We start from the raw sequence: 27000 nt of genomic DNA on the forward strand, positions 1-27000 counted from the left end.
AAATTGCAAGAGAAAATATAAGGAGAGATTAACTATGGAAATAGGTGTTACTTCGTTCATAGAAACAAAGCCAGATACTGAGACCGGAGTTGTGATGAGTCACGCACAGCGATTACGTGAAGTCGTCGAAGAAATCGTCCTTGCGGATCAGGTAGGACTAGATGTGTTTGGCATAGGTGAACATCATCGTGAAGATTATGCAGCTTCATCACCAGCAGTGGTGTTATCTGCTGCGGCCCCCCTAACAAAGCGGATTCGATTGACGAGTGCTGTAACGGTCCTTTCATCAGCTGATCCTGTCCGTGTGTTTCAGGATTTTGCCACGCTGGACGGCTTATCCAATGGACGTGCCGAGATTATAGCGGGCCGGGGTTCCTTTGTTGAATCCTTTCCGCTTTTTGGTTATGACCTGCATGACTATGAGGATTTATTTAATGAAAACATTGAGCTGCTTCTGAAAATACGGGAATCTGAGAAAGTAACATGGAGTGGAGGACATCGATCAGCGATAAATAATCTGGGTGTATACCCGCGCCCTGTTCAGCACTCTTTACCCGTATGGATTGGTAGCGGCGGTACTCAGGAGTCTGCCGTACGTGCAGGACTTCTGGGTCTGCCATTAGTCCTGGCGATTATCGGTGGAAACCCAACCAATTTTGCACCGCTTGTACAACTGTATAAAAAGGCGGCAGCTCATGCCGGACATGATGTTTCGCGGCTTCAGGTAGGTTCACATTCCATCGGATTTGTTGCAGAAGATACGGAACAGGCGGCAGAACTCTTTTTTCCATCTACCCAGTACGGTATGAATAAGCTCGGTAAAGAACGGGGGTGGGCGTACTATGATCGTTCCAGCTATGATGCTGCCCGACGCTTTGATGGTGCGTTGTATGTAGGGGATCCGGAAACAGTCGCCCAAAAAATTATCCATCTGCGTAAGCATGTAGGGATTACACGATTCATGATGTATGTTCCCTTAAGTACGATGCCGCATGAGTTGGTTATGCGGGCTATAGAACTGCTCGGTACAGAGGTTGCGCCGCGAGTACGAGAGGAAATTGCCAAGTGGGAAGCTCAAATGGGATAAGGATTATCTATGAATAAAACGTAAACGAACAAATTCATTATTTTATTTGGAGGGATTATCATGAGTTATGAAACACGTATACTACCAGAATTAAGAGAGGTTTATTCACAATTTCCTGGGTTTGAATTGGAGAAGAATTTAGAGTGGAGCAGGAGCTTAGTGTCAGCTGCATCCGTGAAAGGATCAGAGCATGTAAACACAACCAGTCGCAAAATCCCGAGGGATGGAGGCGAGATGCTGGTGAAAATTTATGAACCTGCCGGGCGAACGAATGACTTGTTACCAGCCATGCTATGGATTCACGGGGGCGGATACGTGTTAGGACATCCGGATATGGACGACGAATTATGTGAACGCTTTGTTCAGACAGCTGAATGTATTGTCGTATCGGTTGATTATAGGCTTGCTCCCGAGCACCCTTATCCGGCGGCGATCGAAGATTGTTATGCTGGATTGGTATGGATGACGGAGGAGGCAGCGTTGCTTGGCATTGATGTGAATCGGGTTGCAATTGCCGGTGCTAGCGGTGGCGGCGGACTGACAGCAGCACTCGCGCTGATGGCGCGTGATAAAGGAGGACCGTCTCTTATTTTCCAAATGCCATTATACCCGATGCTTGACAACCGTAACATCACACCGTCCAGTCATGAGATTACGGAAGCAGGCGCAATCTGGAACCGAACAGACAACATAGCAGCTTGGAACATGTACCTGGGCGAGGAGAGCGATGTCAGAGGGAAATCTACTTATGCAGTACCCTCGAGAGCGGAGAACTTGGCAGGTTTGCCGCCAGCCTATACTTGTATAGGTCAGCTCGATCTATTCCGAGACGAGACAATGGAGTATGTGGCACGACTTGCACAAGCAGGTGTAGATGTTGAATTCCACCTGTATCCCGGTTGTTATCACCTTTTCGAAATTTTCGCGCCAGAAACAGAAGTGAGTCAGCGAGCTGTTCAGGGCTATATGGATGCGATGGCCCGGGCACTTCACCCTAACTAATTACTGGGACTAAAGTAAACTGCGAATCCAAAGAAAAAGTTGATTGGTTATTTAAGTAGAAACACGTAATTATTCGGGAAAGATTCATAAAAAAGATGAGGTTGTTGATTTTAAAAACAGCCTCATCTTTTGTTATATATTATTGATTTTAAAAAAGGCTTAGATTACTATCGTATTGTTCATTGGAAGCTTATTTTTTCAATTTTTATTTAGATGATGCAAAACAGTTTAAATATTGATAGGGTAGGCTTATATATTTGCAGCAGCTTGATCCAAATTATATCTAGTGATAAGGAGAATACAACATGTGGGATAAAATTAAGGGTGGGCTTTACGGCTTATTGATTGGAGATGCTCTTGGTGTCCCCTATGAATTCAGATCAGCGGAGCAGCTCCCACCTCTTGAGCAGATTGAGTTTACTCCTCCTGTGGGCTTTCAGCCCACCTACCGAGATGTCCCTGCCGGCACCTGGTCGGATGATGGTGCGCAGGCACTATGTCTGCTGGAGAGTCTGACCGATAAAGGTACACTGGAGCTAACTGATTTTGCAGACAAATTGGTCTATTGGTATCACGAAGGTAGATGGGCAGTAGCCCAACAAGTTTTTGATATTGGGATACAAACCAGTCGTACGCTGACTACTTATTACCATGGAATGTCCCCTTACGAGAGTGGCAATACGGTTCCTGATGGGAAAGGGAATGGAGCGCTGATGCGCGTGCTACCACTTGCCTTGTGGCACAAAGGAACAGATGAGCAGCTCGTTCAAAACGCACATACTCAATGCCTTGTAACTCATGGACATATCTGTAATCAGGTATGTTGTGCCTTGTATGTGTTAATTGCACGTGAACTGTTGCAAAAGCAAGACTTCAATCTGTGCTACCAAACTGCTCTTAGCAAGCTTCGAAAGATCTACCAGCAGATGCCTGAGCATGAACGGGAGCTCGAAGAGAACATTCAGCCTGATAAAGTATTCTATGGCGAAGGATCCGGTTATGTCGTGGATTCCTTGTTCAGTGCGTGTATGATCCTCCAAACCTGCACTTCCTACGAAGATGCCGTCAAACGAGCAGTTGCCTTAGGCAACGACACGGATACAACGGCCTGTATCACAGGTGGTCTTGCCGGAATCCGATATGGCTATGAGCATATCCCTCAGCGCTGGATCAACCAGCTGCGAGAGACAGATCTGGTTGATCAACTGCTTCTCCGTCTTCAATCAGCATGAGGAGTACTAGGTTCTATTAGCATTAACTATGAGGAGGAGTAGGAATGAACGCAGCAGTACAGAGGTTTTTAGACGATGTGTGGAGCGAGATGATAACCATATACAATAAAGAGACTATAAGAATAAATGAATTCATAGGAAATCGTCCGCTTCAGGCAGGGATAAAGGATTATCTTCAGGTAGCTTGGCGTGACGGAAAAATACATATTGATGTTGAAGAACCGTTTGATTGGACAGACAGCTCTTATGAAATCGAAGCAGGTCCTTATATCGCCGAACTCACGGAGGAATTAATCAGATCTGAACTTTACCCGACATTATGTAGGAGAGTGGAGGAGCTTTTTTTATCAGAAAAGCTAGGTCCTCGTTTTTTTGATTACCGATTCCAGATCGTACTTTCCTTTGAAATGGAGGACGAAGATTTAACACTTTGCGTGCATCTGGTAAACGAAGAGAAGCTGAACGAACTCCGCCAATCATTACAGAAGTTTATAACATCCAAAATCATGCCTGATCTTCCCGTATTGCCGAATGTTGATGAACAGTTTTTCTTTTCTCATCACTTGATGAATCCTGATCTTTTGAAGCAGGAAGAAAATGTGGTTGGCCCATTAATAGAGCGTTTGTCCGACAAGCTCAGAAGTAATAGGGGACGCTTAGACGAATGGACTGGCCAGTATACTTTGGCTATGGAAAATTGGATTCAAAATATTTTTCTTCCACGCTATTTTGTGCGTACAGGCAGCTTTAGAATGGATTGGATACCTAAAGAGGATAAGCCGTTTATGGATCCGAATGCAGATCAACTTTCCTTTTTTGTATATGCCGCTCTGCAAATTGGAAAAACGAAACCGGACATCCGGGAACAATATTTGAAACTAGCTGTCCAGCTTGGTTCAAAACGCGCAGCGGAGTATATCCAGGGGGGAAGCGGGAAATTCACTCCAGTATATAAAGGGACCCGTGTTGAAGTTGATAATAATGATGTAACGCAGAGCATTGAAGTCCGGATTTTGAACGAGGAGGAAGCAGCTTATGGAGAAGCATTGGATCACATTACCGAATTGCTGCAGCAGGGATTCCCGAAGGAATATAACCTGAAGCTGAAAAGCAAACAAAAGAACTATCTTCCTCTAAAAAAAATGGCTAAATCAGGTCTTCATCAGTTTTTTGCTGGTGCACTGGCATATCCGGCTCTTTATCCTAAGCTGGCTGCGTATGCGGATATCGCTATGGAGCCCTATGCGTGGTACAAGGACACGGAACCGGGTGAAAAGTCGGTCATGCCTGGTACATATGCTGCACTCGGATTAGGATTATATAGCAAGGAATATTTCTCACTCGTCTCTCGTTATATGGAGATGGTAGATACGGAACACCAAATGATACAGGATGGTTATGCGGAGACCTTTATTGATGCGCACGGCGTGGAGGCTGAGCTTATGCCAGTCCTAGTAGACATCCTGCTAGCAGGAAATGAGGAAGCAAGATCTGTCAAAAACTTCGTGATCGATCGGGTCGAGCTAGCAGAAGCGCTGCTACAAGAGCTGTCACCTAAAGAAATATATGAACAAGAGCAGGTTCTATACCGGATATTCGGAAGCCTTGCAAAGCTGGAAAAATCCGTGAAGTCAGAGCAGACGGAACTTGAGCTTAGAGTTATTCTATCGGAGCTGCTGACTCTTATAAGTTGATGACGATATATAAATATTGAATTCCCTATTGGTGCGTTAGTTGAACAAGATTAGAGGAAATCCCTTTTATTAGGGGTTTCTTTTTATTTTTACACATTTAAAGTTAGTTCTGTTGAGAAGCCTTACGGACTTCCAATCGCATACCTTACTGGCGGCGATTTCAATTATACCTGTCTGTGGAAATAGGAAGAATTTGCTTGCCCTTCACAGAATTTTCTGTTATTTTTGATAGTAACAATATGTTATTAACAAAACGATACTAAGTAGAACTAATTTTATTCGCTCTATGAATGAGTGGAATAAGCGGAGGGATGCAAGATGAAAAAGGTGGCAGCTAACTGGAATCTGTTCGAAATTACATGGTTGGTACTGTTTACCTCAATTGCTGTTGGGTTTACAGTGATTACAAAGGACTCTTTATTCGGATTCACGGTATTTATTACTGGGGTGTTATGCGTGGTGCTTGCAGCGAAGGGCAACCTGATGAGCTATGTTTTCGGCATGTACAATACCATCGGTTATGCTTATTTGGCCTATATGAACGGTTTGTTTGGAGAGGTAATGCTGAATCTGCTATTCTTTGTTCCAATGAATGTTATTGGCTTCTACATGTGGAAAAATAATCGCCAAAAAGACGGTAGACTGACCATGCGGCAGATGGATCTTAGAAGTCTGCTCCTCGTTGGGATGGTCAGTGTAATCGGCTGTTTGCTGCTAGGATTTGGGCTTTCGTTCATTCCGGGACAGAATTCGCCTTACATCGATGCTACTACGACGGTGCTGTCTGTTGTGGCGACCTTCTTAATGGTTAGAAGATTCAAGGAACAATGGCTGGTCTATATCGTGCTAAATCTCTTTACGGTGCTGTTGTGGGCGATTCGTATGCTGGAGGGCAGCGGGGAAGGCCTGCTGATGATCGTGATGTGGAGCGCGTATCTGGTCAACGCAGTTTACGGGTACTATATTTGGAATAAAGGGGCGAAGGAGGTGGCGGCATGAGCACGCTTGGACTAACACTGGGAAAGTTTGCCCCGCTGCATAAAGGCCATCAGTTCATGATTGAAACGGCGCTACAAGAGGTCGATGAATTGATCCTGGTCATTTACGAAACGACAGTCACTCCGATCCCGCTTCATGTCCGGGCAAATTGGATTCGCAGGCTCTATCCGGAAGTCCGGGTAATCGAAGCTTGGGATGGTCCGGATGGGTATTCGGATGACAGGGAGCATGAGGTTCGGGAAGAACAGTATATACTCGGTTTGCTGGACGGAGAGCAAGTAACGCATTTTTACTCGAGCGAATTCTACGGCAAACATATGAGTCTCGCTTTGGGAGCGATAGACCGGCGGGTGGATGAAGCCCGAGAGCGGGTTCCGATCTCAGCGACGATGGTCCGTGCCAATCCATATAAGTACAAGGAGTTCGTAAGTGATATCGTATACCGGGATTTGATCACAAAAGTGGTGTTCGTCGGAGCGATGTCGACGGGGAAGTCGACGATCACCGAAGCACTTGCACAGCGGTATTGCACAACGTTCGTAAGCGAATACGGACGTGATTATTGGACCGAACATCAGGTGGACCGCCGAATCGGCTTGGAAGCGTTCGATGAAATCGCGGTGGGTCATATCGAGCGCGAAGAACAGGCATTGCTTGCGGCGAACCGGGTTCTGTTCGTCGATACCAATGCGATCACGACGTATATGTTCGCGCTGGATTACCACGGCCGGGCCCCGAAACTGTTAACCCGCATCGCTCTGGAGAACGCGCAACGTTATGATCTGTTCTTCCTATGCGCTGACGATATTCCTTACGACGATACGTGGGACCGCAGCGGGGATCAGAAACGGCATGTCTTTCATAAACAGATTATCGCGGATTTGAAGGAGCGGCGGATCCCCTATATTACGCTGCGGGGGAGCCTGGAGGAACGTATACGCAAGGTAGATGAAGTGTTGGCAAAGTTCGAGCCCTACGGAAACTATTACGGAGAGCTAAACGGTTAAATCAAATATAAAGGAGGCATACCCACTTGGATTTGATAGATAAGGATGGACTTACCGAATCTGAATTTTTGAAGCAATACAAGGCAGGCGATTACGAGCGTCCTTCAGTGACAACGGATATGGTTATCTTCACTGTGACGGAAGACGAGGCTGACAGTTATCGCAAACTACCGGAAAAAGAGCTACGCGTCCTTTTAATTCGCCGGGGGGCTCACCCCTTCCTGGGCAAATGGGCGCTGCCTGGCGGTTTTGTCCGGCCGAATGAGACGACTGAGCAGGCAGCAGTAAGGGAACTATGCGAGGAAACCGGCGTGGAAGATGTTTATCTGGAGCAGCTGTATACGTTCAGTGATATCGGGCGCGACCCACGAACCTGGGTAATAAGCTGCAGCTATATGGCTCTGATTAACAGCGACAAGTTGGAGTTAAAGGCAGGAGATGATGCAGCAGACGCCGCCTGGTTCAAGGTATCCTATCGGCCGCTGCGGGAGCAAAAAGAATTGATTGTGGACGGATACATCAAGACGCTGGAGTACGAAATCAAACTAAGCAGTGAAAAAGAAGAACTTTCGGCAGTCGTGGCGAGGACTATGACAGCGAAGACTACATCAACTGGCACGGATTATGAGATCGTATCGAATGACGGATTGGCCTTCGACCATGCGAAGATCATAGCATGCGCTATTGATCGGTTACGGGGAAAAGTGAATTATACCGATATCGCACTGCACTTGATGCCGAAGCTTTTTACATTGACGGAACTGCAGCAGGTTTATGAGGTAATTATGGATAAAGAGCTGTTGAAGGCGGCCTTCCGGCGTAAAGTAGCCGATCTTGTAGTGGAGACCGATCATTATACCGAAAATGCGGGGCATAGACCATCCCGCTTATATCGGAGAAATTTGGAGGGTTAACGATGATTTACAATATCGATGAGTTAAGACAAGCATATAACGAAGGAAAAAAGTTCAAATTCTTATTTTTTTGGGGACATACACCGCCTAAGGACGGGAGCGTCGATAAAAGCTGCTTCAGCCAATGGTGGATGTGCCCGTTCACGGTAGAGGGAACGCAGTACTCCTGCGCCGAGCAGTTTATGATGGCCGAGAAGGCAAGGTTGTTCGGCGATGACGAAATACTGGAGTCCATCCTTAAAGCTAAGCATCCAAAGGAGATGAAGGCTTTTGGACGTGCGGTCCAAAACTTTGACAAAGATATTTGGGATAAGGACTGTTACGGCATCGTCAAAAGAGCCAGCTTGGCCAAATTTTCGCAGAATCCGAAGCTCAATGATTATCTTAACTCGACGAAGAACCGCATCCTCGTCGAGGCTAGCCCGCGGGACCGTATTTGGGGGATCGGCATGGGCCAGTCCAATCCGGATGCGGAGAATCCCATGAAATGGAGGGGCAGAAATCTGCTGGGGTTCGCACTGACGGAAGCGCGGGACGAATTGCTGCGGAGTTAGATTTATACTAGATTAAATTAATGAACATGAGGAAATCAATGACAGGATGAGGGATGACCGTGAAATATACCGATTATATCTGCCTGAAAACAGGAAGATATCAATCTGTAGGAAAGTTTGGCGACAATATTTATGCATATGAGATCCTAACCGGGGTAACTGACTCCCCGGAGTACTATCAAATTTCTATGGCGGAATTCGATTCGTTTGAAACCTGGAGCCAAGAGTCCATTTCGGATCTTAAAAAATGTATGAAATCATTAACCGCCCCGTTATCTGCAGCGGCTACTTAGGAAGAGCGGAGCTTGATACTTCACTGCTTCGTGATATTTAGCTGTAAATTATATCTTCTACTGAGATTATAGAAACGATTCTTCAGTCAGAGGACAAGAACATAGTCTGACTGAAAACCGCGCTGTGCGCGGTTTTTTTTATCGGTACAAGTTCTTGTCTTTTGCTCAGGGCAAGAACTTGTCCTCAATGTCACTTAATGATGATATACTTACCTCATGAATTATGATATTGATAATCAATATCAATTGATAGGTGAGATATAAATTGCAAAAGGTGAGATGAGGGAGCGCAGATAGATGCAAGACGAAGCAGCAGCAAGCCAGGTTTTTACACCGGAGATGATCGATACGATGGCCCACATTTGGACACGTTCGATCATTACATTAATAGATGTGCGTTTTCAGAATGTAGCGTCCCAATACCCGTTGGAGCAATATAAAATGCCTAGTAGCATGTTTATCTATGCATGTGGAGGAGAAGCGCAAATTCAACTGAATGAAACCACATTTGGAATGGAGCGCTTTGGTTTAGTTCACGGAGGCAAGGGGAGCCTACTCAGTATTTCGCCTAAAGGGGAGAATGTAAAGACCTTTATGGTGTTTTACAAAGCAGAATTACCTCTTTTTTTCAAGAGACACCTGCAGCAATTACTGGAGGAAGTAAATCCATTTGTTCAACAGTATGGTTATACACCAAGTAACCCTATCTTGCTACTCGATTGGTTTCAACAGATGATGAATGGCTGGAACCGCGGCAAGGCGATGGATCAGCTGCAGGCCAAAAGTTTTCTATATCAATTGATACATGGGGTGTACAGAGATTTTGAGAGTGGGGAGATTCGGTATCTCCAGCCAGATCCAGCCTGTTCTGCCAAGATATATCTCGATAAACATTACATGCGACCGATTATGTTCCAAGAAATTGCTGATATGTTTGGGATCAGTGGCGGGCAATTGACGCGGCTGTTCAAAAAGAAAGAAGGCATGAGCTTACAGGAGTACCTCATTCAGAGAAGGATTGAAGCTGCCTGCCATGACTTGAAACATACAGAAGCAACCATTAAAGAGATCGCAACAGGATCTGGTTTTGCAGATGAGAAAAATCTGTTTCGGATGTTTAAGAAGTATTACAAGATGACACCAAGTGATTATCGGAAAATAAACGCACTATCTATGCAGGTAGATGGTATTGATAATGATTCTCATTTTCTTTACTATGAGAGGGAACTAGCGGGTCTAGTCCAGTCTTATAGAGAAGGGGAATCAACCATGTTTGGAAAAGTAAGAAGTAAAGAAATGATCTTGGCGGCGACGATGAGCTTGATGCTGTTATTGTCGGCATGTGCATCGGGAACGCCATCGAATAACGGGGGAACGGTGAATTCAAACCCTGCGCAGACACAACAGACGACGCAACCGGAAGTATCGGAGACGAATGCTTCAGAAGCAGTCTCACAGACGAGAACGATATCCACAGTAAAGGGTGACGTTAAGGTACCGAACAACCCTCAGCGTGTTGTAGTCGATTATTTGGTTGGTGATGTGGTGGCCCTAGGTGTAACTCCTTTAGGGGTGGCGAGAGCGGCAAGGGACGGGAAAGAGGCTGTTTTTGCTAACCAGATTACAGACTCTATTAAAATAGCTATGGAACCGGAAGATGTCATGACTCTTGAGCCTGATCTGATCATTTTAGCATGGGGCGATGAAAATTATGAAGATTTATCCAAAATTGCCCCGACAATTTATGTCCCTTATGGTGATATGACTACAGAAGAGCGGATACATTTTATTGGTGATGTTTTGAACAAGCAGGAAGAGGCTAAGGCTGTTCTGAGTGCTTATACCGGAAAAATCGAAGAAGCGAAGCTAGCCCTTCAGAATGCAGGTCTTTCAGACGTGACAATTACTATGGGGGAATTCAGTGATAAAAGTAACTACATCGCAGGAGCCAAGCATGCGGTTGGCGAGCTTGTTTATAATGAACTTAAAATGAAGGCACCTTCAAAAGTTCAAACTGATATTATTGACGCAGATAAATATTGGGGAGATATCTCTATGGAGGTCTTGGCTGCTTACATAGGGGATTATCTAATCGCTATAGGGGATACGGAAGTTCCTACTGATAATGCGGTCTGGAAATCACTACCTGCTGTGCAACATAACCGGATCATATCGGTGGGTACATCGCTATCTTGGTCCACGGATATAATGACCTCCAGTGCATTAATTGATCATATTGTAAATCATTTGCTGGCAATGGCTAAATAAGGATTTTGACGAGGTTAAAAGAAGTACTCCAATTTGCAAATATGACTATCAGTAGGTAAGGAAAGGAAAGCGTAATGAAAAACAAGCCTGAACAAAAACGCCGTGGGGCGGTGAACTTCACCATGTACATGGTGGTAGGGCTTGGATTAACGGTTCTCATGTCGGCGGCGTCGATTAGCTTCGGCGCCGCCGACATGAGGTTAGCGACTGCATGGGAGGCTATTTTCCGATTTGATCCAACGCTCACTGAGCATCAAATTATACAAACCCTACGTCTTCCGCGTACCGTAGCCGATCTGATCGTCGGGTGCAGCCTTGCGGTATGTGGGGCTATTATGCAGGGAACAACGCGCAATCCGCTGGCTGACTCCGGACTGATGGGGATCAGCTCTGGGGCAGCATTCGCGATTGCTCTTTGCCTGGCCTTTCTGCCAGGTTATTCGTATGGGCATATGATGCTGTTTGCTTGTCTGGGGGCAGCGCTCGCGACCGGGATCACTTACTTCATCGCGTCACTGGGCAAGCGCGGGATGACGCCTCAGCGGCTGGTATTAGCAGGACTGTCCATCTCCATGCTATTTGGCGCACTCAGTCAGTATTTAGCGATCAATTATAATCTGGGTCGAGCATTGGCATTCTGGACGGCAGGCAGTACAGCGGGGGTCAAGTGGGGGGAATTGCTGATTATCTCACCGCTATTTATTGGTGGTGTACTGCTGGCGCTGGCATTATCTCCTTCTGTTACACTGCTCAGTTTGGGGGATGATGTGGCAAGTGGACTCGGTATTCGTAGCGGACTGGTCAAAGGGTTATCGACGATTATCGTGCTCGTGCTGACTGGATTGGCTGTTGTCTTAGTTGGCCCGATCGGTTTTGTTGGCCTGATTACCCCACATATTGTGCGATACATGGTCGGTGTCGACTATCGTTACATTATTCCGGCAGTTGCACTATATGGTGCGTTGCTGACCGTGTCGGCCGATCTGGCTGGACGTTTGATCAATAAGCCGTTCGAAACACCGATTGGCATTATATTTTCTATCATTGGTGTGCCGTACTTTCTCTTCCTGGCTCGCAAGCAAAGGAGGGAATCTGAATGATCAAGCAGCGTTATACGGTGCAAAGGGGCATAATCGTCAATCTAGTGCTTATGGTGCTCATCCTTATGTTTGCTGTCATTAGCATGAATTCTGGCAAAATGAATCTTTCACCGCTAGAAGTGCTGAATGTTCTCCTGGGAAACGGTACAGACAAACAAAATCTGATCGTGTTCGATTTTCGCCTGCCACGAATCACACTGTCCATCTTGGTAGGCCTGGGAATGGGAGCGGCTGGGGTCGTGATGCAGAGTTTGCTGCGTAATGACATGGCTAGTCCGGGGACGCTGGGGATTAGTTCGGGATCGGGTTTGTTTGTCCTGTTCTTCGTCGTATTCATCGCATCGACAGGAAAGGGCTCCTTTATAGCCCTGCCACTACTGGCCTTTGTTGGCGGATTATTGGCAGCGGGATTGATCTTCTTATTATCGTATCGCCGTGGGCGAGATATTTCGCCAATCGGTTTGATCTTAACCGGGGTCGCACTCGGAAGCGGGTATGAAGCGCTGACCACCTTCCTGACTCTCAAGCTGAATGATTCGCAGATGGATTTCATGCTGCACTGGCTGGCGGGAAGCTTGTGGGGCGCTGATTGGCGTTATATTTCCGTACTGGCACCATGGGTCTTGATTTTACTCGGCTATATTTTCTACAAGTCTCGCATACTCAACACCCTCCATCTGGGCAATCAGACGGCAGAAGGGCTGGGTCTTGCCGTGAAGCGGCAGTTTTTAGGGTTGTCGGTCGCTGCGGTTGCTATATCCTCTGGCAGTGTGGCCGTGGGCGGAAGCTTCTTTTTCGTTGGCTTGATCGCTCCGCATATGGCAAGAAAACTGGTCGGGCCCGATCATAAATTGCTCGTTCCGGCTGCCAGCCTGACCGGAGGATTAGTCGTGGTGCTGGCTGACACGATTACGCGCACAGTTAGCCTGGGGGGAGATGTTCCGACGGGAATTGTCATTACGGTTATCAGTGTTCCGTACTTTCTTTATTTACTATCGAAGGCCAATTAGGAGGACGTCATGGAAAGTATTACAGCGCAACAAATCGATATTGCCTATAATGACACGCTTATCGTACAAGAACTGGACTTGCAGATTCCGCGTGGACAGATTACCTCGATTATTGGTCCCAATGGATGCGGCAAATCAACCGTACTAAAGGCAGTTGGCCGGCTGCTCAAGACGAATAATGGTACGGTTTATCTGAATGGTGCAGATATCCGCACGCTGTCCACTAAGGAAGTGGCCAAGCAGATGGCGATTCTGCCGCAGACGCCGACCGCACCAAGCGGTTTGACGGTCGGTCAATTAGTCGCCTATGGGCGTTTTCCACATCAACGGGGCTTTGGCAAGCTCTCCAAAGAGGATAAGCAAGTAGTAGCCTGGGCCCTATCGGTCACAAAGCTTACAGCGTTTGAGCATCGTGAGGTCGATACGCTATCTGGCGGTCAGCGTCAGCGCGTGTGGATTGCGATGGCGCTCGCTCAGCAAACCGATCTGATTCTTCTGGATGAACCCACCACCTATCTGGACCTGGCGCATCAGCTTGAAGTGCTGGAACTGCTCTATGAACTGAATCGCAGTCAACAGGTGACGATTGTGATGGTGCTGCATGACCTGAATCTGGCAGCACGCTTCTCCGACTATATGGTGGCGATTCGTGAGGGCCAGGTGGTGGAGCATGGTTCGCCAGAGCGTGTAATGACGGTACGAACGCTGCGTGAGGTGTTTGCCATTGATGCCGAGATTATGCTGGAACCACGAACAGGGCGACCGGTGTATGTGACGTACGAGCTCTTGCGTGATAGTCGTAGAGAACAAGGAGTAGATCAAGGATTCCCAAAAGCTAAGGAACATAAAGAGGCGATTGCCACTTGAAAATCGCATAACGTGTCCTTCTAGGCGCACGGAAATACTGGTGCAGTTAGGCATTGGATTTGCCGGGGGCGTGATAGCCACGATTCAACGCATATAGCCTTTGCTGTAGCTTCCACAATCAAATAATTCCATGAAAGTGTGGGCTAAGGCTTTGTTGGAGAGGGGAGAGATAATAATAAATAACAACATATCCTAAAATTCAAAGCCGCAGGTACCTAGCTTGCGGGCTTTTTTTATTATTCGGAGCACTAGATTACGTGATTAATTTGAGAAAACCAGTATATATAACTCTAAATGAAGCAAGGAGGACTATTGAAAGTATCAGAGGAATGTGCAACAAGCAGATTGCCCGGAAACTGCAGATGGGGACCGCAACACAGCAGTTGTGAAGATCAGCTGGTTCAAACTCAGGCGCACAATCACAATAGAATCTAAGCGTGGCTAAAAGCTTGGAACAGATGTATCCTGCGGTGAGGACAAATCGGGCTGAACCGTACTATAAATAGGGCGAAAAGTTGAGTTGAAGGTTGAAGCTTTAATGCTAAATATATCAGGAATAGTTCTCCATCATTTGATATAAATAATTTCGAAAGTCTTCAACATAGGTTTTGGGCTCTACAACTTTTAGATGAGTGCCGAAGCTTGCTAAAAGTTGAAATCCCATACGATTTTGTGGGACATAAATGGTTGCTAATAAAAATCCAGAATTATGGTCTTCAATACTTCTTCGACCATACCTTTCGATGATTTGATCTTTTATGCTAGGCGATATCCAGGCCTTAATCGTGACGAATTCAGGTAGATAATTTGCTTCGTGTACTTGCTCTGACCAATCGTCTCTAGGATGAAACGCGCGTTCATCCATAGTAATATGATCGATCCGAGATAACTTGAAAGTTCGATATCCCTGTCGATGTAAACAGAATCCTTTCAAGTACCAACTCGATTCGCTAAAATGCAGCTCATAGGGCTCGACCATTCTATTCGTTACAGCCCCGTCCTTATCTGTATAATCAAACGAAACCAGCCTCTTTTTTGAAATGGATTCTTGATATGTCTTTAAGGTTTCAAGAATCTCGGACCGACCTTCCCAATCATAAAACGACAGTTGAATGGAACGATTTAGAGACAATGGACTAACCATTGCCTCTATTTTTTTTATCGTTCTTTCAACTTCTTCAGTACGGAGGATTTGTTCCAATCCGCCGAGCGCAGTTAATATATTCTGTAAATCGGAGCTGCTTAAAAGGCGTTTATCAACCTTGTATTCATCCATTATGCCGTAGCCCCCTTTGACCCCATTGACAGAGTAGATCGGGATGTTCGATAAGCTCAATGTTTCCATATCGCGAAGGATCGTTCTTTTGGAGACATTGAATAGTTGTGAGAATTCCGTTGTAGAAACAACCTCTTTTTTCAGCAATATCATGATAATCGAAATGAGTCTCTCCACTTTGTCCATAATTGCCCTCTTTTTTTACATGATTTCAGAAAGGTGACACCTAGATGTCACCTTTTATTCATTATACTACAAGTATCACAAGAAGGAGGTTTTAATTCAATGTTTAATCCAACCGATTTTCCCAAGCCCACCCTTATTTCAGCCAACGGTGTGGAACTCGAAGTGTTTGAAGCAGGCCGAGAAAACGCAGGAAAACCTATTGTACTCTGCCACGGCTGGCCAGAGCATGCCTTTTCTTGGCGCCATCAGATGGACGCACTTGCCGCAGCGGGCTACCATGTCATCGTCCCCAACCAGCGGGGTTACGGCAACTCATCCCGTCCGACCGAAGTAACAGACTATGACATTGAACACTTGTCGGGTGATCTCATCGCGCTTCTCGATCACTATGGATACGAGGACGCTACCTTTGTCGGTCATGACTGGGGTGCATTCGTCGTTTGGGGACTGACCTTGTTGCATCCAAACCGCGTCAATAAAGTGATAAATCTGAGCTTGCCTTACCAAGAGCGCGGAGAAAAACCCTGGATCGAGTTCATGGAAGAAATACTTGGCGGCGATTTCTATTTCGTCCACTTCAATCGACAGCCAGGCGTCGCGGACGCCGTATTCGAAGACAATACATACAGGTTCCTTCGCAACCTGTACCGGAAGAACGAGCCTCTCAGAGCACCTGAGCCAGGTATGGCGTTGATCAATCTCGCCAGAGCAGAAACACCGCTCGGTGAGCCCGTATTGAGCGAAAGCGAGCTGGCCGTTTACGTCTCCGCTTTTGAAACATCAGGGTTCACGGGCAGCATAAATTGGTACAGGAACCTTGACCGCAACTGGCGCTTATTGGCGAAAGTGAACCCAATCATCCAGCAGCCGACCCTCATGATCTACGGCGACCGGGATGTGGTTGCGAAGTCTGAAAACCTGACAAAGTTCGTGCCCAATGTGGAAGTGGTCAATCTGGATTGCGGTCATTGGATCCAGGAAGAAAAGCCGGAAGAAACAAACCAAGCGATTTTAAAATGGCTGGAACAATGGGAGATGTAGTTTTTTTCAACAACCAAGAAGAGTTTAACGATTGGTTAGAAGAACATCATGCTGAAGCTAGTGAAATTTGGGTGGGCTATTTTGGGATAAGTACAGGTCGTGCAAGCCTTACTTGGTCTGCATCAGTAGATGCCGCTCTTTGTTTTGGGTGGATTGACGGTATACGAAAAACCATTGATAAACAAAGCTATAAGATTCGCTTTACTCCGCGCAAAGTAAATAGTGTATGGAGTGCTGTGAACGTAAAGAAGGTAAAAGCACTAATACAGTTTGGAAAGATGAGACCAGAAGGAATGCACGTCTTTAACAACAGAACCGATGCACAAGGCTATTCCTCTGAACAAAGAAACGTGGAACTTGCCAAAGAATATGAAGAACAAATCAAGGCAAATCAAACAGCCTGGCTATTCTTCACTAATTTATCACCATCCTATAAAAGAGACTCAATCTGGTGGGTAATGAGCGCCAAGAAAGAAGAAACACGATTAAGAAGGCTTGGAATATTGATCGCTTCATCTGAAGAAGGGATGAAACAGCTCATCCAAAATCGCAACCCCCTTCATTTTCATGGTACAGTCGACCCTCATGATCTATGGTGACCGGGATACGGTCCAGAGGTCTGAAAACCTGACAAAGTTCGTGCCTAATGCAGAAGTGGTCAATCTGGATTGCGGTCATTGGATCCAGCAAGAAAAGCCGGAAGAAACAAACCAAGCGATTTTGAGATGGCTGGAAGAGCAGAATGATGCTGAATAGAGTCGCTTAGCAAGCAAAACTTAGAAAAACAATAAGGACACCCAAACAGGCAAGGTCATTAAGTTAAGCTCAAAGGTAAGAACGGGAATAAAAATGGAATTCAAAACGGCATGGGAAAGCCCCGTGCCGATCGCTGTCAATACGAGTCCTGAATGAACTTCATTAACAATCTCTTGAATTTCAAGTACTGTCCATGGAGATGTCTCGTCCACGCTCAATGCATAATCAACATAGGTTAAGTTCGACGGAGTAACACCTGTTACTCCAGTAGTGTCAAATATTGAGTGGTCAGGCGCATCGCCAGCTTGCTGAACGTAGTAAGCATTAATCGTATCCAACGCGGCTTGTGGAGACAATGGTGCAGGTGTTTGTGTAGGTGTCTGCGTTCTATAGATGTTACGCTGAACCGTACCATAAATAGGGTGAAAAATTAGTTGTGAATGAAGTTTATATAGAGATAAAATTAACCCCTAAGATGACTCTTAGTTTTTTTCATATGACTTAATACAACAATATTTACAAATTCATGATACGATATTGCTAAATCGGGAAATAGATGCTCCATATGTAAGATAGAATTAATTATTTATGGAACTGTTGAAGATGAATCATAACAAAATGATTGATGATCAACGAAGAATGTTTACTGAAACTATTATGACTCTGTAGAATGGGGGCCACTATATGTCATTAGCTAATAAAAAAGAAGAGTGTTTCCTTATCGAGACATTAAAATCGCATATACCAAATGTAGAGGAATTACTGAATCCAGCAGTTGAGGAATCAGAAATAGATCTTTTCGAGAGCATGATGAACTGCAAATTTCCAGAAGATTTCAGAAAGTTATACATGAATTCTAATGGAGAAGGAGAGCAGATTTTTGGCGTTATGGCTGGTCTTGGTTGGATGAACATTGAATCGATAGTAAGCAACTGGAAGTCCCTTTTAGAATCAGCTTATGATATTATATCCAGCAAATCAGATGTAATAAAAGACGGGAACTACAGAGAAGGCTGGATTCCTTTTGCTGAAGATGGTGGTGGCTCATTTTTGGCAATAGATTTAGACCCCGGAGAAAAGGGCGTTTATGGGCAAATTATCACGATAGATCATAATTCTCATTTTTCCTATGTTATTGCAGAAAGTTTGGGACATTTCTTTGAATTTATCGATTCGAGCCTCAGAAATAGTAGTATTGGTATTCGTGAAGAAGAAGATGTAATCATATTATCCCGTGAAAGTGGAAGTTTGTTAGATGATATTTTGACTTTGACTAATTTGAATATCGAAGAGAACAGCCTTATCCCTGTAAGCGGATTTTGGGAAGAGTATTTTAAAGACGATGTTGAAAGTGGTTTTGTATCTTCAAAAACATTGAAAAAAAAGAGAATGGTATTTATTAGAGTTGATCAAGCTCAAAAATACGGAGCAATATCTTTGGATATTTTAACCCATATGGTTAATCTTAAAGAACTTATTATACATGCGGATGAAATTACTAATTTTGATGTACTTCAACGCTTGGCTTCTTTAGCAGAACTTGTGATAGGATCAGAAGCTTTTAAAGAGTCTGATTTGAAGTACTTAGTTTCTTTAGATGGGTTAAGGAAGCTAACATTAATAGGACTTCCATTAAAAGATATACATACACTGAAAGATATAAAGAAATTAAAGAGTTTGAGATTATGTAGAATGAACTCAATTGATAGGGGATTAATAGGAACTATAAAAAATTTGAAGGAACTAAGTTTAGAAGAAATGGAGGTTGGCGACCTGCTTTATATTTCAAACCTTAGTAAGTTAATAAAACTAGAGCTCAAACAAGTGACAATACCACATTTATCATTCTTAAAAGCTTTAAAGAATCTAACGGTTTTTGAGACAGATAGCTGTGCAATAGATGAATCACATATAGAGGTTATAGGAGAATTGAAGAGATTAAAGCAGTTCACTTATCCGGTTGGAGATTTAACAATACTCAAAAATTGTATGAGTCTAAAGCAGATTGGAGTAGATGCATCAAGACTTAAAGGTTTGGAGGAAATTTCAGACTGTAATATAGTCGATATAACTATATTTCATGCAACATCGAAAGCGAACGCGAAGTCCGTAGTTGCGGAGTTTAATAAATACTTTAAACTTCAGTCATATGGATGGCAGGTCACATGGAAAGATTAATGAAGCTTGCCTACACTGAGCTTTATCATTATAGGGTGAAATTTTTATAAAAGAAAGGAGACTAGCCATATTGGTTAGTCTCCTTTCTTTTTTGCCGTTAGACCAACGCTGATACCTAATAAAATAGTAGTGGTGAAGCAGAAAAATTGTAGACAAGAGATTTAAGCCATTGACCTTTCCGCTAAGCAATCTGAGGGGTCTTTTTTGCGAAACAAGAAATAATATACATCGGTCTGTGAAGTTTACAATAGTAATCCAATCATTGAACGTCTAGCATTAAGTATAATGGAGTGACGCATTAGGCGGTTAAGGTGTACTACGGGTTGTTTATATTATCCTCGCATAATTTTTTCGAAATGGAGAGTTTATGAAAAAGACTATTGTTTTTGTATTAACGATACTTATATTATTCTCAGGTTTCACAACACAAAGTTATGCGGCGTTGTCAGATACGCAATCTGCGGCAATACACGCGTTGCTGGATGATGCCCGTCGTATATCAGGTGTGCCGGGAATGTCAATCTCGATACTAGCTGATGATGAAATTTTCTACTTTTCTTCCGGGTATGCAGACCGTGAAAGTGGGTTGTCTGCAAGTGAAAATACACTATATGAGTTGGCCTCGGTCAGTAAAGCATTTACCGGCATGGGTATTCTGCTGTTGGAGGAACAAGGGCTGCTGTCAATGACTGACACTGTCCAAAAATATTTACCTTGGTTTACGTTAAAGTATCAAGGGAAACCTGTTGAAATGCAAAGCCATACACTCAATAACTTTCTTCACCATACTAGCGGCCTAACAAATGGTAGGCATTCTCAAAATATTCCACAAGGCAATACACCAGATTTGCTGCAAAAGACTGTGGAAATGCTGGTAGATGCTGAGTTGGCGTTCCCTCCCGGTGAACAGTATAGCTATGGAACCGTTAATTATGACGTATTGGGTTTGGTTATTGAGATTGTGTCGGGACAAAGCTATGAAGACTTTATGAGGGAACAGGTATTTCAGCCGTTAGGTCTTCACCAGACGTATGTTTATAAAGAAGATGCTCAAGCCACCGGACAGTTGGCACAGGGCTACCGTTCTTCCTTTTTTATGACAACTCCATATAACGCGCCGGATTATTCCGGGAATAAACCCGCAGGCTACATCATTTCTTGTACAAAAGATATGGCGCGTTGGATGGGCATACAGATGGGTATTGTGAAGGACATACCCGAAATATTCCATACGGTTATCGAAAAATCACATCAGGGTGATATGTCTGTTCCGGCTGTCAACGAAATGTATTATGCGGCGGGCTGGACGGTAAACGCCAACCAAACGATTATAGAGCACCCCGGGGGAAATCCCAATTTTGGAACCGAAGTGATCATACTGCCTAATGAACGAACAGCCGTCTGCTTGCTGACCAACGGTGCCAATATCAACAGAAGCATTGTACTAAAAGTTAAAGATATATTAGACGGCAATCTAACACAGTCATATGAAATAAGCGGCACACAGCTTTTGGACATCATTTTATCCTCTACCACAATTATTTTTTGCCTATTGGCCGTTCTGTTCTTTCTCTTAGGATTACGCAGAAGGAAGACGAATGAGCGGCAGCCAATGACAAAAAAGCGAATAATCGTAACAGCTATTTTGCTGATTGCTACGATTGCCCTGTGTATAATGTGCTGTGCATTAGATTGGTCAACGATACTTATTTGGCAAACATATAGTGTTCTTACAGCCTTGATTTCGTCAGCATTATTAACAGCAAGCATTACATGGTTTGTATACACTCACCGATATAATAGTCTGATAAGAGGAGGGGCAGAGCGCGGTTTTTTTTGATTTATGAATACATGCTCTTGTCGCGATCAAAGGACAAGAACATGTAAACAAAAATGGACAAAAACATGTATCTATTTCCGCTAGAAGCAGAGGGGAAAGGTAAATAAAAGGATATTTTTGATTTTTAGCAATTTCTTATACATCTATATCACCCGATTGCAACCTATTGAACTTCCATATCACTTAGTTAGCATATTTATCAACATTGTCTAATCTTCATCCTTAGCTGGTCCTCGCTCTGACCCTTCCTTACGACAAATCCTTTTTATACTGGATGGCCATGTAAATTCCACCAGCTAAAAACGCTAGCGCATATTTGAACAAGAAAAAGATGTTCCACATATACTCTTTAGGAAAAATCATGTCACATAGAATAATTGTCAACAGCATAAAGTAACTGCTTTTCAAAAAGATTTTATTTGTCCGTTCATCGTCTTGCCCAATCTTCTTATAAAATACATAGGTAAAAATCGCACTACCCATGAGCAGTAAAAAACCTACTCCAATGAGAATATTCCAATTTCCCGTAGATTGCTCAGCCCAGGACTTTAAAGGGTGAAAAATTGCGTTATGGATATCAGAAATAGACTTAATTTTCATTTTGATCATTTCCTTTCAAATAAGTAAAAACATCGTTTACATCAGCATTAAAAAAATCGGCAATTCGAAAAGCCAATAGCAGAGTTGGAACATAATTCCCTTTTTCCATTACGAAAATGGTTTGTTTGGAAACCCCGACTTTCTCTGCTAATTCTTGCTGAGACATTCTGGCAAGTACACGATATTCATAAACCTTATTGGATATTGAATCACCAAAATCTTTCTTCATGACCATCACCTCTTGAATCAAATTATAAACTTATTTTTAACAAAAGTAAAGTATACTTATACTTAGTGATATAATACCTTTATGTTTACCTAGAATGCTTTGATTTACAAGACTAGAATGCAAAAAGAACCTGACGAAATTCATGATTCCGCCTGGTTCACATATCGATCTGATATAATTTATGGTTTTTGGTGGTGCATTTTATGATTTTCAGTAGCCTTTGAATACTGAAATGCGTTTATCAGCTGACTGTCCCGGATAATAAAGCAACGACAGTCCAAGACTGGATAAATAAAGTCTTAGACTGCCGCTGTTCAATTATCATTTCCCGTTAGTTTATTCAAGGATGCTACGAAAAAACTATATATTTAGATTTTCATATTCAGATTAATGCCTGATTGAAGGATTTAATGAAAATAAATTAAAAAATACCATACTATTTTAACAAAAAATTACTGAACATGTATTTCCGATTTGATATCATGTTGACTTAAAAATTTCATTAAATCATTACTCAGCTGTACAATCTCATTGTTAGCATTATTCGCATAATCCGGCAACATCATATCCCTAACCATCTTAGTTCGTAGCCATGTCATAAAGAAAAGATCCAAAAATAAGTTTGGAAATTTAAGCACTATTTTAAGTATTGGAGGATCAATTGAAACGCCAGCTTTTTGTATTGCCCTTAGATACGCTTTTAAAGTGACTGTTATTTTGCGTGCCGTCTTTCTGTTTCTGGCTGTTTTTTCGTCAATGATCTTATTCTCAGAATGCAAAAAACTCAACATGGCAATGTCTGATACGGAATGTGAGATTAGATACGCTTGCATATCCTTTTTAATAACGTAGGGAAGCTTTGCAGTTTTAAATAATTTTGCGAGGTTTTCTATACGTTCTGTCACTGCACCATTAATTTCTCCAAATGCAGTTGCCGCTATAAACTTTGGTAGAAATCGCGCATGTAATACTCCATCTTTAATCTGTCCTCCGAAGCCGGGAAAAGCTGGTAGAAGTCTATCCCCTACGATATCCAGCCACGAAGAAAATCCAATTGAATTACTAATCATCGTAACTATATTTTTGCTTTGATTATCTTTTAGCGCTAACAATGCTGATTCGGACCGATCATAACGAACAGTAACGAAAATAAAATCGTATACATCGTCATTTTCGAGCGTATCCATGACATTCACTTGTATCGATCTAACTGTACCTTTTTCTATATACTGCAGGCTATTTTCTCTTAATGATGTATATCTGTTCGAATGTGCAAACAGGCTAACGTCAAACCCTGCTTCAATAAGCTTTATTGCGTACATGCTCCCGATGACACCTGCACCAAAAATTAAAATTCTATCTTGTTTTGCTGACATATAAACCACCCCAACTTGTTAATATTTCCTTTTTATTATCCGACAACATGTTGTATGATGTGATTATAAATCTTCATTATTCCTTGATCAACCATCAGTTTTTTATGATTTGTCGGATGATATTCTTATTCACTAGTAGGAGGGAAACATGAAAAAGCAACCCCAAATAACGGAGAAAACGAGACAAAAATTTGTAGAAGTTTTTTGTGAGTTGTATAGCCAAAAGCCGATTGAAAAAATTTCGATTCAGGAAATTTCGAATAAGTCAGGATATAACCGCAGCACCTTTTATCAATACTTTACTGACATTTACGAATTGTTAGACTCTGTTGAAAATGACTTATTGAATGACATGAAAAAAGAATTGGCGAATAAAGAGCTATCGAAGGATACGGTTCAAGATACGCTCAATTGTCTGGACAAAAAAGAACATCTCCTGGTTCTTAATGCCCTTTTGGGTGATTATGGAAGTTCCCGTTTTTTAAAACGCTTAAAAAAAGAAATCACTTTGGATCAATTAGAATTAAACGTTCCGCAAAACCAATCCTTAACGCCATACTTCATTGAGTTTTACCTGACAACAGCCCTTTCTTTGTTTCGTCTTTGGCTCCAGCGTCAAAAGGATTTATCGTCAGAAGAATTTTTCAAGTTAGTGGAGAACCTTTATTCAAGAGGGATTACGCCTTATTTTAAAGAATGAGTCTGTCATTCAAACCAAATCCATATGTTCTATAACAATAAAAAAGCGCGCATAAGCTTGTTTACACAATATACTCCATAAAAACTGACCTAACTTACTCTTAAGGTGGACGATGTTATAGACCACGAGATGGGGCGTTATTGCTTATATATGTACGGAGTGAGAGATATGAACATCATTAATCCATATAGCAATGAGGATTTAGCAGATTTTCTACACAGTGCTATTATGCATCATATATGAAGTATATTCATGCTGGCAATGGACAACGCTTAAGGTTAAGTATTATCTTATGCGGGAGGTCATCACTTCTTGAAATTTGAACTAGGACGTTGCTTACTGAATGAACAATTGATGGAATCCGGGAAGTCAGCGGAATGGCTGGCAAAAGACTTGCTTTTTAAACCGGAACGAGTTTACGACTTTATTGAAAACAAAAGAGTGATGCCACTCAAAATTGCCATATCGATCGCCGATTCCATCGGTTGTGATGTTCGTGCCTTGTATGAATTAATTCCGAACGATAATGAAGTAAAGGGAGATTAATGGAATAAGTGGTAGGTTGCATTAAGACTACGAATGTGACCCATTAAGCTAAGATAATGGGAAACGATAGCTCATTCAAAATAAGAAGGCAGCCGGTCAAATGATCGGTTGCCTTTTTATTAAGCTAATAAGCAGTTTACAGTAACGAAACTGATACATTTTGGATTGAGAAACCGTCTTTATACTGAAGCAGCAAAGGAGGGGAGGTTAGGCAAGCTAGGCAGGAGTGATTGGAACAAATGAAAATGAAATTTTTTTAAAGGAGACTTGAGATGAGATTGTTTGAATTATTGCTATATTTGTCAAACATCAGTTTGTTTGTATTAACAGTTGTATTAAAAAAAGGTCAGCGTATAATTCCAGTTTTCATTGCAAGCGGGATCGCCGCAGTTTTACTGGTCATTCATTGGACGGTGGAAGGATACAGAGTGCAGCTGTTTTTCCCATATTGCATAACGGTCTTTTTTTTAGCCAGTTCAAGTTATAGTTATTTTAAAAAAAGCAGTTTCCAAAAAAAACCTCGATTCCTGTTGGGTTCAGCTTATACCGCTATAGCGATCATGCTGGTCGGAACAGCGGTCCTCATGTATGCTTTTCCTGTATTTAAACTCCCTGAACTGACAGGAAAATTTAAGGTAGGAACGCAAACGTTTCATTTTGTGGATACCAATAGGGAAGAGATTTTTGATAAAGCAAGAGAGGGTAAAAGAGAATTGATGGTTCAGGTATGGTATCCGACTCAAGCTGGTAGTGGCAAGCGAACTGCTTTTATTCCCGAAACGCGGATTTTAAGTTATATGGCCGCGAACTATGGTCTTCCCGGGTTTACTTTTCAACACCTGAAGTACGTATCCAGTCATGCATATGCGGAGGCGGAAATCTCTACGGCGCAGACTTCATACCCACTGATCCTTGGGAATCCCGGCAACGGCTCTTCTAGGTTCCTCCACACGTCGCAAGCCGAATATCTCGCGAGTCACGGATATATCGTGGCAATGATCGACCACACCTACAACACATCTGCAACCGAGTTTCCGGACGGTCGAATCACGACCAGCACAACCAACGACTTATTCTCGCCTGACCATGATTATCGGACGGAAAGCGGAAATCGCGACAAGTTAGGGAAAGTTTTAACCGACGATGTGGTGTTTGTGCTGGACCAATTCGAACTTATCCAATCGGGGCAGATTCCAAGTCATCTAAAAGGCTGGATTGATCTCGACCATGTCGGGGTGTTCGGTCATTCTATCGGTGGAGCAACGGCTTATGACGCTTCTTACGATCCGCGAATCGCGGTTGGCATAGACCTGGATGGAGGGCTTTATCGTCTGCGTGAAAGAGAGGGACTGCAAAAGCCGTTTTTATTCCTCAACTCGGAAAGCTATTTTGAAAAATTAAAAATGGTGATGGATAACCGGGTCTACACGGATGCAGAAATTAACCGTATGGGCTCAACCAGAGAGTGGGAGGATCAAGTAACGGAAGATAAAAAGTTAGAGCTAGAACGGATGCGCAAAGCGGTCGACGAAGGGGGACAAGTCCTCTATATCGAAAATACGGAGCATTTGAATTTTACCGACGTACAGTTCATTTCTCCGATTTTCAAAATGCTGGGCATTACAGGAAAGATTGAGCCCGATAGAGCGGACTCCGTTACCAATACCTATATGCTGAATTTCTTCGATATGTATCTGAAAAATCAAGACGGAATCTTAATGAAAGGACCAGATAGCCGCTTTCCGGAGGTGAAGTTCGTAACCTCGCTATAAATTACGGAGCAGGTTAATAAGATTGCAGTTTTTTTACACTGAAGCAACATCATTACGCTTACGGGGAAAGATCGATCAATCCATACACGATGGCAGCCGTCTAGATGATCGGCTGTCTTTTTATTAAGCTAACGGCCACCCGTTAACTTTACCCTTTTAAGTACCGTAGCCGAAGTAGACAATCTTCTTGTCCACCGACATGTATATAACGAACTGTCCAAAGACACAAAAGTGCCAACATAAGCTACTCGACAAAAGCTTGTTAAATCAGGCTTTTCTTTTTTTTATGTAGGTACATTTGTGTCAAAAAAAATGCACAAATGTATCTACATTGTGGTTTATTGACTTAAAGTTACCTACATAGTCGCGCTATGATGGGGAAGGGATCCGTTCGGAGGTAAGTCACCACAGACCAGTCGGAAGGAGTGAAGAAGAAAGCTAAGAGAGCACATCGTTAACAGTGATTAGAAAAT

The 27000-nt window shown here is 43.2% G+C and carries 26 protein-coding genes; 21 read left to right on the plus strand and 5 right to left on the minus strand.

The window, feature by feature from the left end:
* Nucleotides 1-34 precede the first annotated feature (34 nt).
* From MHH60_RS02310 to MHH60_RS02370, 13 genes are all read left to right on the plus strand, one after another.
* Entirely contained in the window at nt 35-1087 is a 1053-nt protein-coding gene (locus MHH60_RS02310; protein ID WP_036677037.1) for an LLM class flavin-dependent oxidoreductase, read from the plus strand.
* Between the two features lie 60 nt (nt 1088-1147).
* Nucleotides 1148-2089 carry an alpha/beta hydrolase gene (locus MHH60_RS02315; protein ID WP_076133057.1) on the plus strand — a complete coding sequence of 314 codons (942 nt, stop codon included), beginning with the start codon at nt 1148-1150 and terminating at the stop codon, nt 2087-2089.
* A 305-nt stretch (nt 2090-2394) separates the two neighbouring features.
* Nucleotides 2395-3321, plus strand: a complete 927-nt coding sequence (locus MHH60_RS02320) for an ADP-ribosylglycohydrolase family protein (RefSeq protein ID WP_076133055.1) — start codon at nt 2395-2397, stop codon at nt 3319-3321.
* Nucleotides 3322-3365: 44 nt separating this feature from the next.
* Nucleotides 3366-5015, plus strand: coding sequence for a DUF6138 family protein (locus tag MHH60_RS02325; protein ID WP_076133053.1), 1650 nt, complete (start codon nt 3366-3368; stop codon nt 5013-5015).
* 318 nt (nt 5016-5333) lie between these two features.
* Entirely contained in the window at nt 5334-6014 is a 681-nt protein-coding gene (gene pnuC, locus MHH60_RS02330) for a nicotinamide riboside transporter PnuC (protein ID WP_076133051.1), read from the plus strand.
* Nucleotides 6011-7021, plus strand: a complete 1011-nt coding sequence (locus MHH60_RS02335) for an AAA family ATPase (protein ID WP_076133050.1) — start codon at nt 6011-6013, stop codon at nt 7019-7021. The genes pnuC and MHH60_RS02335 overlap by 4 nt, the downstream gene beginning before the upstream one ends.
* A gap of 26 nt (nt 7022-7047) precedes the next feature.
* Nucleotides 7048-7935, plus strand: a complete 888-nt coding sequence (locus tag MHH60_RS02340; RefSeq protein ID WP_076133048.1) for an NUDIX domain-containing protein — start codon at nt 7048-7050, stop codon at nt 7933-7935.
* A 2-nt stretch (nt 7936-7937) separates the two neighbouring features.
* A complete protein-coding gene (locus tag MHH60_RS02345; protein WP_076133046.1) occupies nt 7938-8489 on the plus strand; it encodes an NADAR family protein in 552 nt (183 codons plus the stop codon).
* Between the two features lie 53 nt (nt 8490-8542).
* Entirely contained in the window at nt 8543-8782 is a 240-nt protein-coding gene (locus tag MHH60_RS02350; RefSeq protein ID WP_341161109.1) for a hypothetical protein, read from the plus strand.
* A 297-nt stretch (nt 8783-9079) separates the two neighbouring features.
* Nucleotides 9080-11050: an AraC family transcriptional regulator gene (locus MHH60_RS02355; protein ID WP_076133043.1), complete on the plus strand. Its 1971-nt coding sequence runs from the start codon at nt 9080-9082 to the stop codon at nt 11048-11050.
* 74 nt (nt 11051-11124) lie between these two features.
* Nucleotides 11125-12150 carry a FecCD family ABC transporter permease gene (locus tag MHH60_RS02360; RefSeq protein ID WP_076133042.1) on the plus strand — a complete coding sequence of 342 codons (1026 nt, stop codon included), beginning with the start codon at nt 11125-11127 and terminating at the stop codon, nt 12148-12150.
* Complete coding sequence (locus MHH60_RS02365; RefSeq protein ID WP_076133040.1) at nt 12147-13160, plus strand: FecCD family ABC transporter permease; 1014 nt, start codon at nt 12147-12149, stop codon at nt 13158-13160. The genes MHH60_RS02360 and MHH60_RS02365 overlap by 4 nt, the downstream gene beginning before the upstream one ends.
* Before the next feature lie 9 nt (nt 13161-13169).
* A complete protein-coding gene (locus tag MHH60_RS02370) occupies nt 13170-14027 on the plus strand; it encodes an ABC transporter ATP-binding protein (protein ID WP_076133038.1) in 858 nt (285 codons plus the stop codon).
* A 550-nt stretch (nt 14028-14577) separates the two neighbouring features.
* Here MHH60_RS02370 and MHH60_RS02375 read toward each other — a convergent pair.
* The gene (locus MHH60_RS02375; RefSeq protein ID WP_076126589.1) at nt 14578-15489 is read right to left on the minus strand and encodes a helix-turn-helix transcriptional regulator; all 912 of its coding nucleotides are present in this window, start codon (nt 15487-15489) and stop codon (nt 14578-14580) included.
* A 99-nt stretch (nt 15490-15588) separates the two neighbouring features.
* Here MHH60_RS02375 and MHH60_RS02380 point away from each other — a divergent pair, with 99 nt between their 5' ends.
* The 3 genes from MHH60_RS02380 to MHH60_RS02390 are packed head-to-tail and all read left to right on the plus strand — an operon-like array spanning nt 15589 to nt 17286.
* Nucleotides 15589-16530 (plus strand): alpha/beta fold hydrolase, encoded by a 942-nt coding sequence (locus tag MHH60_RS02380; protein ID WP_076133036.1) that lies wholly within the window; start codon nt 15589-15591, stop codon nt 16528-16530.
* The gene (locus MHH60_RS02385; RefSeq protein ID WP_256715043.1) at nt 16506-17129 is read left to right on the plus strand and encodes a YdeI/OmpD-associated family protein; all 624 of its coding nucleotides are present in this window, start codon (nt 16506-16508) and stop codon (nt 17127-17129) included. Before MHH60_RS02380 ends, MHH60_RS02385 begins: the two co-directional genes overlap by 25 nt.
* A 40-nt stretch (nt 17130-17169) precedes the next feature.
* Nucleotides 17170-17286 (plus strand): alpha/beta fold hydrolase, encoded by a 117-nt coding sequence (locus MHH60_RS02390; RefSeq protein ID WP_218640665.1) that lies wholly within the window; start codon nt 17170-17172, stop codon nt 17284-17286.
* 20 nt (nt 17287-17306) lie between these two features.
* Here MHH60_RS02390 and MHH60_RS02395 read toward each other — a convergent pair whose 3' ends face one another.
* Nucleotides 17307-17624, minus strand: a complete 318-nt coding sequence (locus MHH60_RS02395) for a hypothetical protein (protein ID WP_143766619.1) — start codon at nt 17622-17624, stop codon at nt 17307-17309.
* A 346-nt stretch (nt 17625-17970) separates the two neighbouring features.
* Here MHH60_RS02395 and MHH60_RS02400 point away from each other — a divergent pair, with 346 nt between their 5' ends.
* Both MHH60_RS02400 and MHH60_RS02405 read left to right on the plus strand, forming a co-directional pair.
* Nucleotides 17971-19464: an SMI1/KNR4 family protein gene (locus MHH60_RS02400; protein WP_076133033.1), complete on the plus strand. Its 1494-nt coding sequence runs from the start codon at nt 17971-17973 to the stop codon at nt 19462-19464.
* Between the two features lie 367 nt (nt 19465-19831).
* On the plus strand, nt 19832-21304 hold the full coding sequence (locus tag MHH60_RS02405; RefSeq protein WP_076133032.1) for a serine hydrolase domain-containing protein: 1473 nt from the start codon (nt 19832-19834) through the stop codon (nt 21302-21304).
* A 249-nt stretch (nt 21305-21553) separates the two neighbouring features.
* Here MHH60_RS02405 and MHH60_RS02410 read toward each other — a convergent pair whose 3' ends face one another.
* The 3 genes from MHH60_RS02410 to MHH60_RS02420 all read right to left on the minus strand — a co-directional run bounded on the left by MHH60_RS02410 (nt 21554) and on the right by MHH60_RS02420 (nt 23509).
* On the minus strand, nt 21554-21904 hold the full coding sequence (locus MHH60_RS02410) for a hypothetical protein (protein WP_036677002.1): 351 nt from the start codon (nt 21902-21904) through the stop codon (nt 21554-21556).
* Entirely contained in the window at nt 21894-22133 is a 240-nt protein-coding gene (locus MHH60_RS02415; RefSeq protein ID WP_076133030.1) for a helix-turn-helix transcriptional regulator, read from the minus strand. Before MHH60_RS02415 ends, MHH60_RS02410 begins: the two co-directional genes overlap by 11 nt.
* Before the next feature lie 452 nt (nt 22134-22585).
* Nucleotides 22586-23509 (minus strand): ketopantoate reductase family protein, encoded by a 924-nt coding sequence (locus MHH60_RS02420; RefSeq protein ID WP_076133028.1) that lies wholly within the window; start codon nt 23507-23509, stop codon nt 22586-22588.
* Nucleotides 23510-23657: 148 nt separating this feature from the next.
* On the opposite strand from MHH60_RS02420, the gene MHH60_RS02425 reads away from it, so the two are divergent.
* From MHH60_RS02425 to MHH60_RS02435, 3 genes are all read left to right on the plus strand, one after another.
* Complete coding sequence (locus MHH60_RS02425) at nt 23658-24209, plus strand: TetR/AcrR family transcriptional regulator (protein WP_076133027.1); 552 nt, start codon at nt 23658-23660, stop codon at nt 24207-24209.
* 312 nt (nt 24210-24521) lie between these two features.
* Entirely contained in the window at nt 24522-24755 is a 234-nt protein-coding gene (locus tag MHH60_RS02430) for a transcriptional regulator (protein ID WP_076133025.1), read from the plus strand.
* A gap of 272 nt (nt 24756-25027) precedes the next feature.
* Entirely contained in the window at nt 25028-26527 is a 1500-nt protein-coding gene (locus MHH60_RS02435) for an alpha/beta hydrolase family protein (protein ID WP_076133023.1), read from the plus strand.
* The last annotated feature ends 473 nt before the right edge of the window (nt 26528-27000 follow it).

It is taken from the genome of Paenibacillus sp. FSL H7-0716 (assembly GCF_038002705.1).
In the GTDB taxonomy this organism is placed as follows: Bacteria; Bacillota; Bacilli; order Paenibacillales; family Paenibacillaceae; genus Paenibacillus_AQ; species Paenibacillus_AQ odorifer.

Bases quoted from the DNA above. Each gene is read 5' to 3' on its own strand.
- MHH60_RS02310 (WP_036677037.1), top strand. From the start codon at position 35: ATGGAAATAGGTGTTACTTCGTTCATAGAAACAAAGCCAGATACTGAG.
- MHH60_RS02315 (WP_076133057.1), top strand. From the start codon at position 1,148: ATGAGTTATGAAACACGTATACTACCAGAATTAAGAGAGGTTTATTCA.
- MHH60_RS02320 (WP_076133055.1), top strand. From the start codon at position 2,395: ATGTGGGATAAAATTAAGGGTGGGCTTTACGGCTTATTGATTGGAGAT.
- MHH60_RS02325 (WP_076133053.1), top strand. From the start codon at position 3,366: ATGAACGCAGCAGTACAGAGGTTTTTAGACGATGTGTGGAGCGAGATG.
- pnuC (WP_076133051.1), top strand. From the start codon at position 5,334: ATGAAAAAGGTGGCAGCTAACTGGAATCTGTTCGAAATTACATGGTTG.
- MHH60_RS02335 (WP_076133050.1), top strand. From the start codon at position 6,011: ATGAGCACGCTTGGACTAACACTGGGAAAGTTTGCCCCGCTGCATAAA.
- MHH60_RS02345 (WP_076133046.1), top strand. From the start codon at position 7,938: ATGATTTACAATATCGATGAGTTAAGACAAGCATATAACGAAGGAAAA.
- MHH60_RS02350 (WP_341161109.1), top strand. From the start codon at position 8,543: ATGACCGTGAAATATACCGATTATATCTGCCTGAAAACAGGAAGATAT.
- MHH60_RS02355 (WP_076133043.1), top strand. From the start codon at position 9,080: ATGCAAGACGAAGCAGCAGCAAGCCAGGTTTTTACACCGGAGATGATC.
- MHH60_RS02360 (WP_076133042.1), top strand. From the start codon at position 11,125: ATGAAAAACAAGCCTGAACAAAAACGCCGTGGGGCGGTGAACTTCACC.
- MHH60_RS02365 (WP_076133040.1), top strand. From the start codon at position 12,147: ATGATCAAGCAGCGTTATACGGTGCAAAGGGGCATAATCGTCAATCTA.
- MHH60_RS02370 (WP_076133038.1), top strand. From the start codon at position 13,170: ATGGAAAGTATTACAGCGCAACAAATCGATATTGCCTATAATGACACG.
- MHH60_RS02375 (WP_076126589.1), bottom strand. From the start codon at position 15,489: ATGGACAAAGTGGAGAGACTCATTTCGATTATCATGATATTGCTGAAA.
- MHH60_RS02380 (WP_076133036.1), top strand. From the start codon at position 15,589: ATGTTTAATCCAACCGATTTTCCCAAGCCCACCCTTATTTCAGCCAAC.
- MHH60_RS02385 (WP_256715043.1), top strand. From the start codon at position 16,506: ATGGCTGGAACAATGGGAGATGTAGTTTTTTTCAACAACCAAGAAGAG.
- MHH60_RS02400 (WP_076133033.1), top strand. From the start codon at position 17,971: ATGTCATTAGCTAATAAAAAAGAAGAGTGTTTCCTTATCGAGACATTA.
- MHH60_RS02405 (WP_076133032.1), top strand. From the start codon at position 19,832: ATGAAAAAGACTATTGTTTTTGTATTAACGATACTTATATTATTCTCA.
- MHH60_RS02410 (WP_036677002.1), bottom strand. From the start codon at position 21,904: ATGAAAATTAAGTCTATTTCTGATATCCATAACGCAATTTTTCACCCT.
- MHH60_RS02415 (WP_076133030.1), bottom strand. From the start codon at position 22,133: ATGAAGAAAGATTTTGGTGATTCAATATCCAATAAGGTTTATGAATAT.
- MHH60_RS02420 (WP_076133028.1), bottom strand. From the start codon at position 23,509: ATGTCAGCAAAACAAGATAGAATTTTAATTTTTGGTGCAGGTGTCATC.
- MHH60_RS02425 (WP_076133027.1), top strand. From the start codon at position 23,658: ATGAAAAAGCAACCCCAAATAACGGAGAAAACGAGACAAAAATTTGTA.
- MHH60_RS02435 (WP_076133023.1), top strand. From the start codon at position 25,028: ATGAGATTGTTTGAATTATTGCTATATTTGTCAAACATCAGTTTGTTT.